Here is an 18,323-nt window from a genome sequence, read left to right on the forward strand (position 1 = left end):
AATAGATTTTTTTTTATGATTATTTAACGTAATTTTAGTCTGCTGCGTATCCCAAAATGGCAAAAACACTCATTAAGAGATTCATTCTTACTTTTTTCTCAGCTTCTTTGAAATAGGTTTCTTCACTTTTGCTGGGAACATAGAGTTCATAAAAATTCCGGTTCCGGATAACAAATAAAGTAGACCCGATAATGGTTGTGAGAATATCTTCAGGTTTCGGAGTAAAGGTAAATACTCCTGAAGTCACTCCTTTTTTGATGACTTCATCCAGTTTTTTAACAAACAGCTGGTAAAAATCCATTAATTCGTCTTTGAGGTTTTCCGTATGCCGCAGTTCCTGAGTTACAAACCCGTGAAAGTAATTGTACTTAAATAATTGTGCAACAATATATTTAATGATTTCTTTCATCTGCATTTCAGGCTTACCTTCTTTAATGGTATCTGCAAATTCGGAAAAGTTTTCTCTGGTCTTCAGTACCCTGTACTGATAGAGATAAGACATCATTTTTTCTTTAGATCCGAAATAATAGGAAATCATAGCAACATTGATATTTGCTTTGGAACAGATGTCTCTTACCGATGTGCCTTCGTAGCCTTTTTTTGCAATGAGCTCTTCGGCGATGTCTAAAATGTGTATTTGTTTTTCTGTAAATTTTTTCTTCATGCAATGTACTTTGAGTAAAGTTAAGAAATTTTTAACAGATTTATAAACGTTCGTTTAAGGAATTTAGCACAACTTCTAAATTAATAGTATTTTTGAATATGGATTTTTTTGATTTTCATCACCATAAGAAGAATACTGCCTTTGGAATTTACAACCTGGATATGAATGATATTCCCCCGGGCGTCTCCTATTCCGTCGGAATTCATCCTAAAGCAATTGATATACACCTTATAGAAAAGCAGTTTCAGTGGCTCGAAGAGAGTATTACCGAAAGATGTATTGCCATCGGAGAATGCGGACTGGACTCTTTCGCTGATACGGATCAGAAAATTCAGGAAGATGTTTTTCTAAGACAGATCAGGATTTCCAATGAGGTTAAAAAGCCTTTGATCATTCATTGTGTACGAAAATTTTATGAAGTGATTTCTTTTAAAAAATATGTAGAACAGCCGATGATTATTCATGGTTTTAATAAAAAAGAACGCATCGCGGAAGACCTGCTGAAAAATAATTTTTACCTGAGTTTTGGAAAAGCAGTTTTGTATAATTTATCTTTGCAAAATACTTTGAAAATTGCTCCTTTAGACAAAATATTTTTAGAAACCGACAATGATAATTTTAAGATCGGGGATCTGTATCTTAAAGCTGCAGAAATAAAGGGTATTTCTCCGGAGAATTTACATGAACAAATTTTAGAAAATTTAGAGACAATAAAAAATGGATAAATACTGGTTGGAAAGAACAGAGCTTCTGATCAAGGAGGAAGGTCTGGAAAAGCTGACGAAGGCGAATGTGCTGGTAGTAGGTTTAGGCGGTGTCGGTTCTTTCGCCGCGGAATTTATAGCAAGAGCCGGCGTCGGCAACATGACGATTGTAGATGGTGATACGGTAGATATTACCAACATCAACAGGCAGCTTCCCGCTCTGCATTCAACCGTAGGAAAGCACAAGGTGGAAGTCGTTGCAGAAAGGCTTTTAGACATCAATCCTAGGCTGAATTTAACCAAAATCAACGAATTCCTCAACCCGGAAAGAATGGGCCAGATTCTCGACGAAGGAAAGTTTGACTATATCCTCGACTGCATCGACAGCGTAACGCCCAAACTGACCTTGCTAATTGCTGCGAGAAGAAGAAAAATAAAAGTGGTAAGTTCGATGGGAGCCGGCGGAAAAACCGATCCCAGTAAAGTTATGGTGCGGGATATCAGCAAAACCCACAACTGCTACCTTGCAAAACAGGTACGGAAAAGACTGAAAAAGGAGAAAATCAATAAAGGAATCCGCTGTGTTTTTTCAAATGAAATTCAGAATGAGGAAAGTTTAAAAATGACCGACGGAAGCAATTATAAGAGATCTTTTTACGGAACCATCAGCTATATCCCCGCGATTTTCGGGTTGTATGCAGCTGCAGAAGTAATTAATCATCTGATTAAAAAGGATTAATTTTTACATATCTAAAAAGCAAGACTGTTGCAGTACTGTACTAGTTATCAATAAACAATACAATGCCGGAAATGTCTGAGTTGATCACTCTAATAAAAAATTATCCCTTATATTTACAATCTGTACATGACGAACTTTACCTATCCCAGAGCTGAAAAACTCAAAAAAAACACCGAGATCTCTTTGCTTTTTGAAAAAGGAAAATGGAAGAGTAATGGGAATCTGAGGATTATTATTCTGAAAGACAAGCCTGCCGCTCCTGTTGAAAACACAAAGTTTGCAGTTTCAGTTTCCAAGAAATACTTCAAAAAAGCGGTGCACAGAAACCGTATCAAAAGGCTTCTCAGGGAATGCTACCGTCTGAATAAGAATCTTTTTAAAGAGAGTTTCGGGGAGAAAACAATGGCTATGCTTTTCTGGGTATCCCCTGAATTGCCGGAAAAGTTTCAGGATGTTGAGAAGCAGTTTATTGCACTCTGCCAGTCGATAAAAAAAAGTTCCTGAACGACAATCAAATATAAATTACCAGCATAAATAAAGCGGGGCAGAAATTTCCGCCCCGCTTTATTTTATTTTTTTGTGTAATCTCCCAGAATAATTCCCAAAGGTCCTATCACAGGAAAAAGAATGAGCGCCAGATAAGGCAAAAGTCCAGATTTGTTTTTAAAAAGTTTCGCTACAGCCGTAATATATAATGCTGCGATGATCATAAAAACAGCTATTATCTGAAAGCCGTTTATTGAAAGTAAATTCATAAGTTTATCCTTTGGTTCTGAAGTCTTTTATTTCCTGAATCCTGTTTTCGTAATATTCTTTCTTTTCAGGCGTCTTTTTAATTAAAATCTCAAATGCTTTAATTGCTTTTGTATAAAGCTTTTGTTCAAAGTAAAGAGTGGCCAGGGTTTCTGTCATTAAATGAGAGATATCGTCTCCCTTTTCTTTTACGATGAAACTGCTTTCTTCTTTCAGCTGACTGATCTTCGGATTATTTTCAATAAATGCCTCTATAACCTTTTTCTTAATTTCAGTTTTCTCTTTTGGCGCTTCTTCCGATCTGTCGATCTTCAGCCAGCTTTGCCAGGTGTTGATGAATCCCGGGATATTGCTGTCAAGGCTATCGGATTTTTTATTTTCAGCGGTATTTTCAACAGAAGGTGTCACCTCATTTTTTTGCTTGATATCTTCCTTTGGCTGTTCTGTATTGTTCTCCTGCTGTTTTTCGGGTTTGGGAATCGTCCATCCGGATCCGAAGAATGACACGTTCATTACCGGCACTTCTTTACTTTCCCCAACCTCCGGGACAGACTCTTCTTTCCGTACATTTTCGGATTGGTCTTCAATTGATTCTGTTATTTGTTCTTCTTCAGATTCAGAGATTGCCTCATCAGAAATATTTGGTTCAGGCTTTACTTCTACGGCTTCTTTGTATACGACTTCCGTCGCTGTTTCTGCCGGAATTTGGGGTATTGACGGGCTTGCTTCAGATGATTTACTCAATAGTGAATCAGGAAGATTGGATTCGAATGACATTGGTTTCCAGGCAGCATTCACTTCCGGTGAGTCTTCAGTGACAGTTTCTGAACTATTTTCTGAAATCTCTTCTACCGCTTTTTCTGATGCTTCAGGTTCAACATTCTTTTCAGCGATAGATTCACCAGTTACCTGCTCAGATTTTGGCTCTTCAGGCTTAATCTCAAAACTTTGTGTTGCTGAAAAGCTGATATCGTGTCCTTCATTTTCGGGCTCTTCTTCTTTTTTAGATGTTTCGGAAGCCGCTTTTTCTTTCATCTTTTTCTCAACCTCTTCTATCAGCCTGCGCATTTCATCTTCATGCTTACTGAAATTCGACTGGGAAATTTCCGTCACTTTTTCTTCTGTGTGATTAGGCTGTATTTTTACTTCAGGAAGGAAAGATTCCATGCCGTGAAAGCTTAATTCAGCATCATCATGAAGGGGCTTTTCTTCTTCCGATGATGAAATCCTGTCTTCATTAATAATAGTTTCCGGGGTGAAATCTGCAGTTTCTTCTGTTTTGTTTAAAGAAGAATTGTCATCTTCATCAGTTTCTTCATTTTTGATCTCATAAGTCTCTTCAGTCTCATTTGCAGACACTTCAATCTCAGGAAGGAAAGACTCAGTCTCCTGAAAGCTTAATGCGGAGATATCCAGTATTTCTTCTTTTTCAGATTCTGAAGTTATTTTTTCTTCTTCAATAATGGTTTCCGGCGTAAAATTATCAGTCTCAACAATTTCAGGGTCTTTTTTGTGACTATTGTCTGTATCTTCTTCCTGTACTTCTTCTTTTTTATCCAGCTTTTGGGTGATGATAGATCCTGATTCTAATGTAGCTTCCAAATCGATAACTTCCACATTTTCATCTTCAAGAAAATTTTCTTCCCCTTCGAATAAAATTCTGTTTCGCTCTCCTTTTACGAAAACTTCCTTTACTTCAGGTTTCGGCGCAGGAGGTATACCAAAACTGCTTTCAGCTTCGGGTAGTGTTTCTGCTTCTGCTTCAACACTTTCAGGTTTTTCTTCTACAGATGTTTCCTCTTCTCTTTTTAGAGGAAAAACGGAAGCTTTCGACCGTAATAGAAGCTGGAGCGGATTTTCTGTCGGAATGATTTTCTCTTTTACCATCTCCACAGGAACTTCAGCTTTGGGTTTCTGCTGGATTTTACCGTTAATCAGCTGATAAAGTATTTTTTTATCCGTCGTATATGCCGCTGTTGTAGACAGTACTTTCTGATAATTTTCTTTATCATACAGATGAACTCCATACAGGTATAATGCTCTGATATTTTGAATATAGGGAAAAGAATTAATTTCCTCTTTCAGAAGATGGAGATCTTCTGACTGAATGGTTTTCGGGGTCTTTAATAATTCTAAAACTCTATGATTCATCTTACCAGTTCGCTACAATGTCGTTAAATATTTTATTAATAATCCTGTCGGTTGCAATTTTCACCTGAGAGCTTTCAATATCAGACTGGGATAAATTGCTGTTGAAAACCGCTTCATCAGAATAGGTTCTGTCGAAGCTCAGCTCAGGGTGAATTTTGTTTTCATAATGTACCTTCACCGTAATAGTAAGCTTATTCTGGGATTCCTGAACAGTACCCCCCGTATTTGTAGGGACGGTATTCGAGCTGATGGTTGTGGGGGTAATGGAATAATCCGTAATTTCCCCTTCCACCAGAATATCCGGGTTTTCTTTGGTCCCTTTCAACGTTGTTCTCTGTAAAAACCGGTTTTGAATATCCGTAGAGAACTGTTGTGACAGCGTAGGATTTACCAATGGTGCGTTATTCGGGAATTCATTGATCTGAATGGTTTTCTCATCTTTAAGCGATGAACCCGAGAAAGTGTAACATGAGTTCAGCATTGATAAACACAACAGTAAAAGCCAGAATCTTGACTGCCCGAATTTTATATTTTTAATTTTAAAGTTCATTTTTAATTCCAATTTCCTGAATTTCGTCATTTGTAATCTGCTTCAATGCATCTTCATAGGCAAAATAATGAGATGCATATGCAAAAGGTATTGTAAAAATCAATCCGATAAAGCAGGCAATAATTCCCAACTGAGATAAAAATCCTACAGCCAGTGAATACAAAAAGATTGACAACAGATTTCCTTTAGTCATTACAGAAGATATTTTCCATGCTTCTTTAATGTCTATAATTCTTCCAAGAGAAATTAATGCCGGCATATAAAACCCTTTTAGACAAACAATCAAAATAGCTATATACACGAAAATCATATAAATTATAAAGATTACCGGAAGACCTGCAGAAGGATCTCTGTCTGCCATCATCGGCACCATGAAGAGCATTGGAATATAGATAGCCATTACTCCGGCGAATAAAACCAGCTGTATCAAAAAGTAAGGTGTAAAATCATCGAAATTGAAAATATCTCCTGCGCTTACATTTTTACCCGCTCTTAAATCACGGCAATATTTATAAAAATTCCCTACTGCCAAAAGTCCGCAAAAAGGAATGATCGACATGATCATAGCAAGCAGAAAAGCTCCCAGCAAACTTCCAAAATTTGCTTTATAAAACTCGTATCCGTTGCTGATGTAATCTCCTAATTTGAAATTGACAGGTTTTGCATTAATTCTAATCATGATTATTCTTCTAAATTATATTGTTTTATTTTTCTGTACAGGGTTCTCTGGGAAATTCCCAGTTCATCTGCCGCCTTATTTCTTCTGCCTTTGTGCTTTTCTAATGCTTTAATTATTAAGTCCTTTTCATTATTCTGAAGCGATAATGATTCCGGTTTATGTTCCTCAATTTCTATATCTTCCACATCTTCATAGCTGTCTTCCTGTCCCGATATGATTGTAGGATTCTGAATAACCGGCGTGTCATTATTTTTATTTTCAAAGAACAATAATGAATTCGGGGCAACATTCTGCTGGCTTTCAGGGGTATAAATCCTGTTGATCAGATTTTTTTCATGGCTGCTCAGATCCGAAGTCCCGCGGTTTTTTATCAGTTCCGAAGTTAAGGATTTTAAATCATTAATATCGTTTCTCATATCAAAGAGAATTTTATACATGATTTCCCTTTCACTGCTGAAATCGCTTTGCTTTTGAGTATTAGGCGTATTTACCACCATCGGAAGATGTGATTCCATCGGGATATACTCTGCCAGTTTCTCCGGGGTTACATGTCTGTTTCTTTCTACAACCGTCATTTGCTCAACAAGATTTCGAAGCTGACGCACATTTCCGGGAAACGTATAGTTTTCGATATAATGCACCGCACCAGGCTCCAGTTCCAGTTCCGGCATTCTGTATTTCTCGGCAAAATCGATGGCAAATTTCCTGAACAATAAATGAATGTCTCCTTTTCTTTCTCTCAAAGGCGGCATATCAATTTGCACTGTATTTAAGCGGTAATAGAGATCTTCCCGGAATCTTCCGTCCTGGATGGCCTTCATCATATTAACGTTGGTGGCCGCTACAATTCTCACATTGGTCTTCTGAACCTGTGAAGATCCCACCTTCATGAATTCCCCGCTTTCCAGCACCCGTAACAGGCGAACCTGCGTCTGCAAAGGTAATTCTCCTACTTCATCAAGAAAAATGGTTCCGCCGTCTGCCACCTCGAAATATCCTTTTCTGGTTGCTGTTGCGCCGGTAAATGCCCCTTTTTCGTGTCCGAATAATTCCGAATCAATGGTTCCCTCGGGAATTGCTCCGCAGTTTACGACAATATAAGGCTGGTGTTTTCTTTTGGATTCTGAATGGATGATTTTTGGGATAAATTCTTTCCCGACACCACTTTCTCCGATGACAAGGACCGAGATGTCTGTTGGTGCTACCTGAATGGCTTTTTCCAAAGCGCGGTTTAAAGCCGGAAAGTTCCCGATAATTCCGAAACGGTTTTTTATATTTTGAAGCTCGTTGCTCATATGTAAAGTTTTAGATTATTTTTTTACAGTTTTTGCTGTAAGGTTTAGTTAAATGTTCGATTCTGTCTGAATATTAACCAATTGCACTTAAATAATCTTTATTTCTGACTTTTGAAACTTTAGTTTTAAAATATAAAATTTTAGCAAAAAATACTTGTTTGCTGTTTTTCTCGAAATTTTTAAGGAGCAGTTGATGTTTTTGCTTTTCGGCAATATTTGCTCCGTATTTATTTTTAAAACATGATTTTTGATCCTGATCGGGAAATCTTTTTCCAATAAGGTCAACCGCGTTTTCCCGGTGTCCGATTACGAAATTTCGGATGGATTTTTTATGAGCACAGAATTTTTCTGAGGCTTCATGATCCTGTTCTAAAATATGACTGTATAGCTTATAGAATTGCTGACAGTCGGTATTTTCTACAGAACCATTGCTTACCTGCGCCGAAATATTGGTACAGATGATTACCAACAATACACTTAGGCAATACTTATGAAGCTTTTCCATTGTCTGAGTTTAAAATGTTAATAAAATCCTGTTTTCGATTTCATAGAATTTTTCTGTCAAATGTAATGACAAATCTTTCAGAACAGCTTTTCCATATTCTGCTCTATTTTCTCCATTTTGTTCATCCTCCACAATCATTCTTCCTATTTCGTAATAGGAAAGTACGATAGTTTGATTTACTGCTACAGCAACTTTTTTTCTTGCATTATCGAGTAATGAAGAAATATTTTGTAAAAGCTGTGTATTTTGTAAATCTTTCATTTTGAAAAAATATATCTAAATTTTATTTTATCACTGAATTTCACGCAGCCCGACTTTAGTGACTAGAAAAAGGAAGTCCTTCGACAAGCTCAGGATAGACTCCAAACCTGCCCAAATAATCTACTTCACGGTTTCCCCTAAAAGTGTGCCCTGTGTATTATCAAAAACAAAAACGTCCACAATGTCACCAATTTTCTGTCCTTCCAGTTTATCAAAAACGCAAACAGCATTCTGGGAATTTCTTCCTTTCCATTGGTTTTCATTCTTTTTGGAAGTTCCTTCGATTAAGATCTGATGGGTTCTTCCTACATAAGATTTCATTCTGTTTCTGGACAATTCTCCCTGTAAAGCAATAACTTCAGCCAAACGTCTCTGTTTAACATCAGCCGGAATATTGTCCTCCATTTTCTTGTGAGCAGGCGTTCCAGGCCTTTCTGAATAGGCAAACATATAACCGTAGTCATACTCTACTTCTCTCATTAAGCTTAATGTATCCTGGTGGTCTTCCTCTGTTTCATTGCAGAAACCAACGATCATATCCTGAGAAAAAGCGACTTCCGGAACGATTTCTTTGGCTTTTTTAATTAAATCTAAATATTCTTCGCGGGTATGCTGTCTGTTCATTGCCAAAAGCATATTATTGCTTCCGCTCTGAACTGGTAAATGCACATATTTACAGATATTGTCGTGCTTCGCCATCATTCTAAATACGTCCAGACTCATATCTTGAGGATTTGAGGTTGAAAAACGGATTCTCATCTGAGGAACTGCTTTTGCTACTAAATCCAGCAATTGCGCAAAATTAACAGCAGTTGCTTTCTGCATTTCAGATGCTTTGATAAAATCTTTTTTCGGGCCGCCCCCGTACCAAAGATAGGAGTCTACATTCTGCCCTAAAAGTGTTATTTCTTTATATCCGTTTTCCCACAGGCTTCGGCATTCTTCTAAAATTGAATGCGGATCGCGGCTTCTTTCGCGACCTCTGGTGAACGGAACAACACAAAATGTGCACATATTATCACAACCCCTGGTAATGGTAACATAAGCCGTAACACCGTTCCCTCCGAGACGGACAGGATTGATGTCTGCATACGTTTCTTCTTTGGAAAGAATTACATTAATGGCGTCTCTTCCATCTTCGGTTTCTTTCAAAAGATTCGGTAAATCACGGTATGCATCGGGACCCACTACAAGATCTACCAACTGCTCTTCTTCCAGGAATTTTGTTTTCAGCCTTTCCGCCATGCAGCCCAAAACCCCAACCGTCATATTGGGCTTCTCTTTTTTCAAATTTTTGAATTGGGACAGTCGCATTCTCACCGTTTGCTCTGCTTTTTCACGGATGGAACATGTATTGAGAAGGATAAGATCTGCTTCTTCTACTTTAAGTGTTGTATTATAACCCTGTTCGTTAAGAATGGATGCAACAATCTCGGAGTCGGAGAAATTCATCTGACATCCATAGCTTTCCAGAAACAATTTCTTAGAATTGCCGTCTTTTTCAGCAATCGCAAAAGCTTCTCCCTGTTTTGTTTCGTCTATATATTTTTCCTGCACGATAATCTTATTTAAGGTTTAAAATTTAAGGTTTATAGCTCTACACATACAGATTTGAACTCAAAACATTAAATACTGAACTTATTGAATTTGCAAAGATACAAAATTGTGACAGAATGTCAGGAGACTATCGATATCTGTTATTATAATAATTTTGATTCATCATTTTATTATTTTCGTCGATCTGCCTATTCCAATCGAATTGCTGAGTAACAGGCTGCCGCATTCTTGCTCTGTATGGAATATTGTTAAAAGTAGCAGGATTCCATTTACCTTTTATTCTGGACAGACTGCTGATGATATTCTTTTTATCATTCTCGGAAAAATCACCTTCAATTTTGAAATCTTCCATTTCTCCATTTTCTGTGACAACAAATGTAAGTGAGACTATTTTATCCTCATTTCTTTTTATATATCTTTCAAAAATTGATTTAACCTCGAACCCAAAAGCTTCAATACCCTTTTTAAAGGTCGGATTTTTCATTACATTGTCTTTTGGATCATCTTTGGAATGAAACAAATAAAAGGGCATAACATCAATTTTTGCAATTGCTGCGACGAACTTCCCATTTTCTTTTGCTGGCATCCATCTTTTTAAATATGGAAATAGCTGGCGGCTAAAATCAAACGCACATTTATTTTTTTTGATTTCCAACGTATCAAAGTCTTTAACATAACTGATTGTAGAATTGTCATACACGATAACTTTTACAGAATATTTCTCTCCTTTTTCACAAGGCAACAATTTTTGCGCCTTGACAATCTGAACCATTTCTTTGTTTAACTGGTTAATTCCTCCAACATAAAAATTCTGACCGTAAGGATAACTTTCTAAAACTTCTATTTGGCAATACAAATTTTTTATCAGGAAAAGCAAACTTAACAATAATAACTTCTTAATCATGATCATACACATTATTGGTGAAATTCACCTTCATTACAAATTTAGAATCCACGGGAATCCCGTTTTTTGTTGCCGGTGACCATTTGCCTTTTACTTTTTTAGCAGCATATTTCATATCATCGATAAACATTTCATTGTTTTTGAATTTTGGCAGTACATCAATGTTACTGATTTTGCCTTTCGTGTCAATATTAAATACAAAAGTAACCTGCCCCTGAATCGCATACAGGGCAATATCAATGTAAGCATATACCATATTCATGAATTCTTTCCGAAAGGCTTCATCACCTCCCGGAAATTCCGCTTTCTGATAATTTTCTGAAGTCTGATAAGCTTGAACTGCTGTCTGCTGAGAAAAGCCTTTATGACTTAAAAGCAATAAAGGCAGCATTAAAAAATAGTGTTTCATGGTTAAAAGTTAAGCTACACATCCGTTGCGATGGTAGACAGATTCATTTTGATTTTGATTTGTGATGTTACAGGTTTTCCGTTGCAGGTTGCGGGAATCCAGTTTTTCTTAATTCTCCTTACGATATATTTCATATCATCAAAAAAGACATGACTGTTGGCAACCTTAGGAGTTCCTTCAATATTGGTGACTTTCCCTTTTTGATCTACTGTAATGGTAAATGTAAAATCTCCGTTCAATACATAAAAGTCGGTATTGAGGTAATCATACATATATTTTCTCAGGATTTCTTTATAAGCAGGAATTCCACCTTCAAAAGAAGCCGCCTGGAAATCGGTACAGTTTTTTACGGCAACCTGCAACAAGGGTTCTTTAATGTCTATTTTTAAAATACTCTTGTTATTTTCCGTAATAAAATTATCATCCCTGTCTTCTACATCAAACTGAGCCCATGCAAAGTTCGAGATGAAAAGCGCTGATAAAAACACAATAGCTTTCATAGGATTATTCATAGATTTAATATAACAAAGATAGCATTATCCTGTTTAAAGAAAAAGCTCCATACAAAGTATGAAGCTGATAATTTACAATATATCTTTTATGTGTTTAAAATTGCTTTTCACGGTATCTAGCGCTTCTTCCATTTTTCCGCCGAGCATGAGCTGAGCCATGGATTTCGTCATTCCGAGCACCTGGTCGAATTCAATTTTCGGAGGTAAAGCCAGCGCATTGGGATTGGTGAAAACATTCAGGAGACAAGGCCCGTTGTAATCGAGACATTCTTTAATAGCAGTCTCAACTTCTTCAGGTTTGTGAACGTTTTTCCCGGGATATCCCATTGCATGGGCAATCATCGCAAAATCGGGATTCACCATATCGGTTTCATTATCCGGCATACCTCCTACTTCCATCTCCAGCTTTACCATTCCCAGAGACCTGTTGTTGAATACAATAATTTTAACGGGAAGTTTATATTGAAAGATGGTTGCCATATCTCCCAACAGCATTGAGAGCCCGCCATCACCACACATCGCAATTACCTGTCTTCCCGGATATGCCAGAGAAGCTCCGATTGCCATTGGCATCGCATTGGCCATTGAGCCATGGTTAAAAGAACCCAGCATTTTTCTTTCGCCCGTTCCGGTAATATATCTTGCTCCCCACACGCAGCACATTCCTGTATCTACCGTAAAAATGGTATCTTTTTTGGCTAATTGATCTAAAGTATAGGTAACAAATTCCGGCTGAATCTCGTTTTCGGTTCCGGGATCTTTTACGTAAGTTAATTGGTTCTCTTTAACTTTTTCATAAAACTCCAATTGCTGCTTAAGGAAATCCGTATCTGTTTTTTCCTGTAACAGCGGAAGCAGTGCTTTGATGGTTTCTTTTACATCTCCTGTAAGCCCTAGCTCCAGCTTTGCTCTTCTTCCCAGTCTTTCCGGGCTTTCATCTATCTGAACAATTTTATTTTTAACCGGCATAAATTTCTCATACGGGAAATCGGTACCCAACAGAAGTAAAAGATCGGCTTCGTGCATGGCATGATACGCAGAAGGAAGTCCGAGAAGCCCTGTAAGTCCTACTTCATTCGGATTATTCGGCTGGATGGCCATTTTTCCGCGGAAAGAATATCCTACCGGCGCTTTAAGATATTTTGACAACTCTACCACTTCCGGATTGGCATTTTCTGCACCAATACCGCAATAAATCGTTACTTTTTTACTTGCGTTAATAAGACCTGCTAATTCATTTAATTCTTCGTCGGACGGACGGATTACGGGATTTGTTTTAAAAATCCTGTTAGACGTTGTTGCTTCTTCCGCATCCAGTTCTGAAACATCTCCCGGAAGGCCGATTACAGCCACTCCTTTTTTGGAAATAGCATGCTGAATGGCCGTCTGAACAGTTCTCTGCACCTGCTCCGGCCTTGTAATCATTTGATTGTAATGGCTGCAGTCATCAAAAAGTTTTATGGTGTTGGTTTCCTGGAAATAATCCATTCCCATTTCATTGCTTGGAATTGTGGAGGCAATCACCAGCATCGGAACGTGCGAACGATGGGCTTCATAAACTCCATTGATAAGGTGAACGTGTCCCGGACCACAACTTCCCGCACATACCGCAAACCCGTCCAGTTCTGCTTCAGCGGCGGCAGCATACGCTCCGGCTTCTTCATGCCTTACATGAATCCATTCGATGCTGCTTTTTTTAACAGCAATATTTAAGTGGTTGAGGCTATCTCCTGTAACGGCATAAATTCTTTTAACATTGGCTTCTTCGAGCATTTCTACAATTTGCTCTGCGATGTTTTTGGCCATAATTAATATTTTTTGGTGTTATTATTTGAACGTGAAGTGGAATGGATCAAAAAGCTTAATCCTGTAAAGATTATGCCATTAACAAATGTAAGGATTATAAAATCTGAATAAGAAGTTACAAATAAAAAAAACTCTACATTTCTGTAGAGCTTTTATAAATATTAAATTATTTCAATCTGATTTCTTAAAAGATCTTCAAATTCATCCCTTTTTCTGATGAGATGTGCTTTTCCGTCTAAGAACAGCACCTCGGCAGGCTTTAGCCTTGAATTAAAATTAGAGCTCATTTCAAAACCGTAAGCTCCTGCATTATGGAATGCCAGAATATCACCTTCTCTTACTTCATTCAGTTTTCGGTCCCAGGCAAAAGTATCGGTTTCACAGATATTTCCTACGACAGTATAAATCCGTTCCGCACCTTTTGGATTGGATAAATTTTCGATCACGTGGTAAGAATCATAGAACATCGGGCGGATCAGGTGGTTAAAACCGGAATTTACCCCGACGAAAACCGTTGCTGTAGTCTGCTTAATAACATTGGCCTTCACCAAAAGATAACCGCTCTTTCCTACCAGAAATTTCCCCGGTTCAAACCAAAGCTCAAACTTTTTCCCCGTGGATTTTGAAAATTCGGCAATGACCTTTTCTACTTTTTTACCCAGCGTTTTTACATCCGTTTCTTCTTCGGTATCCTGATATGGAATTTTAAAACCGCTTCCCATATCCAGATATTTCAGGTTCGGGAAATGTTCTGAAAGCTCCAGCATAATATCTAAAGCCTGAAGAAACACATCCGGATCTTTGATCTCGCTTCCGGTGTGCATGTGCAGCCCTTCTACATTCAGGTTGGTAGATTTCATCACTCTTTCGATGTGACGGACCTGGTGAATGGAAATTCCAAATTTACTGTCGATATGTCCTGTTGAAATTTTATAGTTTCCTCCGGCAAAAATATGCGGATTGATTCTTACTAAAATAGGATAGGTATTTCCGTATTTGTTGCCAAACTGCTCAAGAATGGAAATATTATCAATATTAATGTGTACCCCGAAGGTCATTGCTTCTTCAATTTCTGCAAGATCAACACAATTCGGGGTGAATAATATTTTTTCTTTCGTGAAACCAGCCTTTAAACCAAGCTTTACTTCATTAATTGATACACAATCCAAAGAAGCACCCAGGTTCTTGACATACTTAAGGATATTGATATTGGTCAACGCCTTGGCAGCATAGAAGAACTTTGTGTGTTTAAGAAAAGATGATGTAAGTTTTTCGTATTGGTTTTTAATCGATTCAGCATCGTAAACGTACACCGGTGTACCAAATTCGTTGGCAATCTTCAGTAATTCTTTTGGATTCATAATTAATTAAGTAAAACTTATTTGTGTTATTAAGAAAGTACAAAGGTAATAAGAAATTGTTTACCATTTAAAATCAAATACATAGAACATTATTCTTTTGTTTTAATTTTAAAAGAATAAAAAACTTAAAAAACACAATAAAAAAGCATTTTTCACTTTGGTAAAATATACAAATCCTTAAACATATTGCTGAAAGATCAGATAGCAGTACAATGCACACATCTCCGAAACTCCCTCAGTTAACGGAAAGTGTGCATATTTTATCTTTTAAAATTTTGATAAATTACTGATACGTAAAAATCAATTACTTAGGTAACGGCAGTGTTTCAAAATCTCCCCGCAGAAGCGCAAGCTGCAGTTCATTTACCAAATCTCCTGACTGATATTGCAGATCGATTTTTAATTTTGAAATTTTGCTCAGCGTCTGGATTTGTGTAAAAAGCTCGTAAAACCCATAGGAAGTCACCTTTCCGTTTTCAACAATAAGAAAAAGTTTTTCCCCCAGTCTTCTGCCGGAGCCAAGCCAAAGCTCATTGCGTTTTTTAAATTCTATTTTCTTTTTAAAAACCTCAACATCCGCATATTCTTCGAGTTTACTGATAAGCTCAACAGCTTTTGCACCTTGGGTAAAAGACCTGAATTTCAGGATCGGTTTTTCGGCTTTGTTCAGTTTGTTTTTTTCCACAATATATTTTTGGTTGCGGAAGTAAAGTCCGAATGGCAGCATTTCTTTTTTCCTGATTCCCTTTGAGTTAAGGATCAGCTTTGCAATAATATCGGTTCCGGTAAGTTCATAATTGATCTGTTCAACAGCCTGCTGAATTTCTTCCCATCGTTTGGATTTGGAATTAAAAACTTTTTTCGAAAACTTATTAATATCCTGAACGTGATCGGAGAAGATTATTTTTCCTCCTTCATTCTGGAAATAAACAAATCCTTTTTCATTCGGAAGATCCTGGGTAAGCACCTTTATCTTATTGATGTAGGTTTTTGCGTTGGATTCTTCGTGCTGTTTCTGAATAATTTCGTTTTCCGTGTCTTTTGAAATCAAGAGTTTGAAAAGCTCAAGTGTTGCACGGGCATCTCCATCCGCTCGGTGATGGTTCGTAAGAGGAATTCCCAGAGATTTCACCAGCTTCCCAAGCGAGTAGCTTACCTCATCCGGAATAAGTTTTTTGGCTAACGGAATGGTATCTAACGTATTGATTTTAAAATCATAACCCAACCTTTGAAATGACTGGCGGAGCATCCTGTAATCAAAATCGATATTGTGTCCCACCAAAGTAGTATTGGCCGTAATTTCCACAATTCTGCGTGCAATTTCATGGAACTTGGGAGCCGTTTTTACCATTTTGGGGGTAATATTGGTGAGTTTCTGCACGAAAGGCGTGATATCACTTTCAGGATTTACAAGAGAGATGAACTGATCGATAATTTTCTGTCCATCGTACCTGTAAATAGCAATATCTATAATGCATTCTTTTCTGTAACCTGCACCATTGCTTTCTATATCAATAATTGAATACATTTATTTTTTATACAACTTTCTTTTAGATTAATTTAAAACGTACAGACTGTACTATAATCATAACACAACACATGCCATACCACTAGCAATCTTGCCTTAAGACAATCCTGCTAAAATAGGAAAAATTCTATCAATTTTACAAAATCATGGATGAATACTGCATAACAACATCCTGAAACAAAACAATCATCTTCTCCTGCCGCCGACACCTAACATTCCAAAAACCGCTTTCATCCCTTCCCGTACCAAGGTACTGGTAAAGGTACGCCCTGCTTTACTCTGCAGAATCTTTTCAAACATTCCAGGCTCTTCTTTAACCTGTTTTGTCTTTTGTGCTGAAGGAGCTCCTCCTACAGCCTGCTCCATTCTTCTTACCAGCATTTCGTACGCAGAATCGTTATCTACTACTTTTTCATATTTAGCTACCAAAGCAGACCGTCCCGTTAACTCCGAAATTTCAGCATCGTTCAGAACATCCATTCTGGATTCTGGAGAAATTAAATAGGTGTGCACCAATGGCGTAGGAATTCCTCTTTCATCCAGAGCTGTTACAAAAGCTTCTCCAATTCCGAGATTCTGAATTAAAGTGGCAGCATCATAAAATTCCGTCGTGGGATAATTTTCCACCGCTTTTGTTATTTCTTTTTTATCTTTTGCCGTAAAACCTCGCAGGGCATGCTGAATTTTCAGTCCCAGTTGGGAAAGCACAGCTTCGGGAATGTCTCCCGGTATCTGGGTAATAAAATAAATTCCGACCCCTTTAGAACGAATCAGTTTTACCATCGTTTCAATCTGGGAAACTAAGGCTTTTGAAGATTCATCAAAAATCAAATGTGCTTCATCTATAAACAGCACCAGTTTCGGCTTACCGCTGTCGCCCTCTTCAGGGAAGGTCATATAAATTTCTGCAAATAACGAAAGCATAAATGTGGAAAACAGCTGAGGCCTGCTCTGAATATCCGCTACTCTTAAAATATTAACCACCCCTTTTCCATCTCTGGTCTGCAGCAAATCATGTACATCAAAACTCAACTCCCCAAAAAATTGAGATGCACCCTGTTGCTCCAGTGCAACGATCGATCTTAAGATCGCTCCTAAGGAAGAGGAAGCAATAGATCCGTAATCTGCAGCAAGCTCTGCCTTGCCTTGCGGATTTTCAGTGACATATTGAAGAACTTTCTTAAGATCATTCAAATCGATTAAAGGCAAACCTTTATCATCACAATATTTAAAACCAATTGCCATGATACTTTGCTGTGTATCATTCAGCTGTAGGATTTTACTTAGCAGAACCGGCCCGAATTCTGTAACCGTAGCCCGTAATTTTACGCCTCTTTCTCCGGAAATGCTCATCAGTTCTACCGGGAAAGCCTGCGGATTGTACGGAAGCTGTGTTTTGGCATATCGTTCCTGAATGGCAGGATTTTCTTTTCCCGCTGCTGCAATTCCTGAGAAATCTCCTTTAATATCCAATACCAGCGAGGGAATCCCTGCATGCGAAAGCTGTTCTGCAAAGACCTGCAGGGTTTTTGTTTTTCCGGTTCCGGTAGCTCCCGCAATGAGTCCATGACGGTTTATGGTCTTTAATGGAACTGTGACATTTACTTCAGGAACAACCGCTCCGTCCAGCATTGCTTTTCCAAGAATAATACCCTGATCCTTAGAAACATACCTTGCATTTAACGATTCAATAAATTGTATTTTATCTGCCATTTGATTTTTTACATAAATATAATTTTTTTTGAGATATGAATACAATGAGTTTTTATCATGATTAATTTCAGCCCGCAGATATTAACAAATATAACTAACTTAGTACCACAGAATTTCTAAATGATGATAATTCCCGCACAATGAGAACATCCGGACTTTATAGATTTATTCTATCGGTATCGATTTTTTTATTTTGCTCTTTTTAAAAAAATAAACACGATTTTTGCAGATA

19 protein-coding genes are annotated in these 18,323 nt (G+C 37.6%); 3 read left to right on the forward strand and 16 right to left on the reverse strand.

What is annotated here, in order from left to right; genetic code table 11:
• Positions 1-34: 34 nt before the first annotated feature.
• A complete protein-coding gene (locus tag HHL20_RS12505) occupies positions 35-664 on the reverse strand; it encodes a TetR/AcrR family transcriptional regulator (RefSeq protein ID WP_169231520.1) in 630 nt (209 codons plus the stop codon).
• Between the two features lie 98 nt (positions 665-762).
• Between HHL20_RS12505 and HHL20_RS12510 the strand changes: the two genes are divergently transcribed.
• The 3 genes from HHL20_RS12510 (at position 763) to rnpA (ending at position 2,611) form a co-directional block, all read left to right on the forward strand.
• Positions 763-1,389: a TatD family hydrolase gene (locus HHL20_RS12510; RefSeq protein ID WP_169231521.1), complete on the forward strand. Its 627-nt coding sequence runs from the start codon at positions 763-765 to the stop codon at positions 1,387-1,389.
• Positions 1,382-2,107, forward strand: coding sequence for a tRNA threonylcarbamoyladenosine dehydratase (locus HHL20_RS12515; protein ID WP_169231522.1), 726 nt, complete (start codon positions 1,382-1,384; stop codon positions 2,105-2,107). Before HHL20_RS12510 ends, HHL20_RS12515 begins: the two co-directional genes overlap by 8 nt.
• A 126-nt stretch (positions 2,108-2,233) precedes the next feature.
• The gene (rnpA, locus tag HHL20_RS12520; protein ID WP_169231523.1) at positions 2,234-2,611 is read left to right on the forward strand and encodes a ribonuclease P protein component; all 378 of its coding nucleotides are present in this window, start codon (positions 2,234-2,236) and stop codon (positions 2,609-2,611) included.
• 65 nt (positions 2,612-2,676) lie between these two features.
• Here the strand turns inward: rnpA and HHL20_RS12525 are convergent, their stop codons facing one another.
• From HHL20_RS12525 to HHL20_RS12595, 15 genes are all read right to left on the reverse strand, one after another.
• On the reverse strand, positions 2,677-2,862 hold the full coding sequence (locus tag HHL20_RS12525) for a hypothetical protein (RefSeq protein ID WP_169231524.1): 186 nt from the start codon (positions 2,860-2,862) through the stop codon (positions 2,677-2,679).
• Between the two features lie 4 nt (positions 2,863-2,866).
• Positions 2,867-5,011 (reverse strand): hypothetical protein, encoded by a 2,145-nt coding sequence (locus tag HHL20_RS12530; protein ID WP_169231525.1) that lies wholly within the window; start codon positions 5,009-5,011, stop codon positions 2,867-2,869.
• Between the two features lies 1 nt (position 5,012).
• Entirely contained in the window at positions 5,013-5,561 is a 549-nt protein-coding gene (locus HHL20_RS12535; RefSeq protein ID WP_169231526.1) for an LptE family protein, read from the reverse strand.
• Positions 5,551-6,240 (reverse strand): hypothetical protein, encoded by a 690-nt coding sequence (locus HHL20_RS12540; RefSeq protein ID WP_169231527.1) that lies wholly within the window; start codon positions 6,238-6,240, stop codon positions 5,551-5,553. The genes HHL20_RS12535 and HHL20_RS12540 overlap by 11 nt, the downstream gene beginning before the upstream one ends.
• A gap of 2 nt (positions 6,241-6,242) precedes the next feature.
• Complete coding sequence (locus HHL20_RS12545) at positions 6,243-7,535, reverse strand: sigma-54 interaction domain-containing protein (RefSeq protein ID WP_169231528.1); 1,293 nt, start codon at positions 7,533-7,535, stop codon at positions 6,243-6,245.
• 73 nt (positions 7,536-7,608) lie between these two features.
• Positions 7,609-8,040 carry a hypothetical protein gene (locus tag HHL20_RS12550; protein ID WP_169231529.1) on the reverse strand — a complete coding sequence of 144 codons (432 nt, stop codon included), beginning with the start codon at positions 8,038-8,040 and terminating at the stop codon, positions 7,609-7,611.
• A 9-nt stretch (positions 8,041-8,049) separates the two neighbouring features.
• Positions 8,050-8,301 carry a DUF1016 N-terminal domain-containing protein gene (locus tag HHL20_RS12555; RefSeq protein ID WP_169231530.1) on the reverse strand — a complete coding sequence of 84 codons (252 nt, stop codon included), beginning with the start codon at positions 8,299-8,301 and terminating at the stop codon, positions 8,050-8,052.
• 120 nt (positions 8,302-8,421) lie between these two features.
• Complete coding sequence (gene miaB / locus HHL20_RS12560; RefSeq protein WP_169231531.1) at positions 8,422-9,858, reverse strand: tRNA (N6-isopentenyl adenosine(37)-C2)-methylthiotransferase MiaB; 1,437 nt, start codon at positions 9,856-9,858, stop codon at positions 8,422-8,424.
• Positions 9,859-9,985: 127 nt separating this feature from the next.
• The gene (locus HHL20_RS12565) at positions 9,986-10,762 is read right to left on the reverse strand and encodes a hypothetical protein (RefSeq protein ID WP_228463189.1); all 777 of its coding nucleotides are present in this window, start codon (positions 10,760-10,762) and stop codon (positions 9,986-9,988) included.
• Positions 10,755-11,171, reverse strand: coding sequence for an energy transducer TonB (locus HHL20_RS12570; protein ID WP_169231533.1), 417 nt, complete (start codon positions 11,169-11,171; stop codon positions 10,755-10,757). Before HHL20_RS12570 ends, HHL20_RS12565 begins: the two co-directional genes overlap by 8 nt.
• A gap of 14 nt (positions 11,172-11,185) precedes the next feature.
• On the reverse strand, positions 11,186-11,683 hold the full coding sequence (locus HHL20_RS12575; RefSeq protein WP_228463190.1) for an energy transducer TonB: 498 nt from the start codon (positions 11,681-11,683) through the stop codon (positions 11,186-11,188).
• A gap of 72 nt (positions 11,684-11,755) precedes the next feature.
• On the reverse strand, positions 11,756-13,489 hold the full coding sequence (locus HHL20_RS12580) for a thiamine pyrophosphate-dependent enzyme (RefSeq protein WP_169231534.1): 1,734 nt from the start codon (positions 13,487-13,489) through the stop codon (positions 11,756-11,758).
• Between the two features lie 161 nt (positions 13,490-13,650).
• Positions 13,651-14,850, reverse strand: a complete 1,200-nt coding sequence (lysA, locus tag HHL20_RS12585; RefSeq protein ID WP_185194816.1) for a diaminopimelate decarboxylase — start codon at positions 14,848-14,850, stop codon at positions 13,651-13,653.
• Positions 14,851-15,154: 304 nt separating this feature from the next.
• Positions 15,155-16,378 (reverse strand): 3'-5' exonuclease, encoded by a 1,224-nt coding sequence (locus HHL20_RS12590; protein ID WP_169231535.1) that lies wholly within the window; start codon positions 16,376-16,378, stop codon positions 15,155-15,157.
• Between the two features lie 186 nt (positions 16,379-16,564).
• Positions 16,565-18,091: a helicase HerA-like domain-containing protein gene (locus HHL20_RS12595; RefSeq protein ID WP_169231536.1), complete on the reverse strand. Its 1,527-nt coding sequence runs from the start codon at positions 18,089-18,091 to the stop codon at positions 16,565-16,567.
• Between the last annotated feature and the right edge of the window lie 232 nt (positions 18,092-18,323).

It is taken from the genome of Chryseobacterium cheonjiense (assembly GCF_012927265.1).
Classification (GTDB): domain Bacteria; phylum Bacteroidota; class Bacteroidia; order Flavobacteriales; family Weeksellaceae; genus Chryseobacterium; species Chryseobacterium cheonjiense.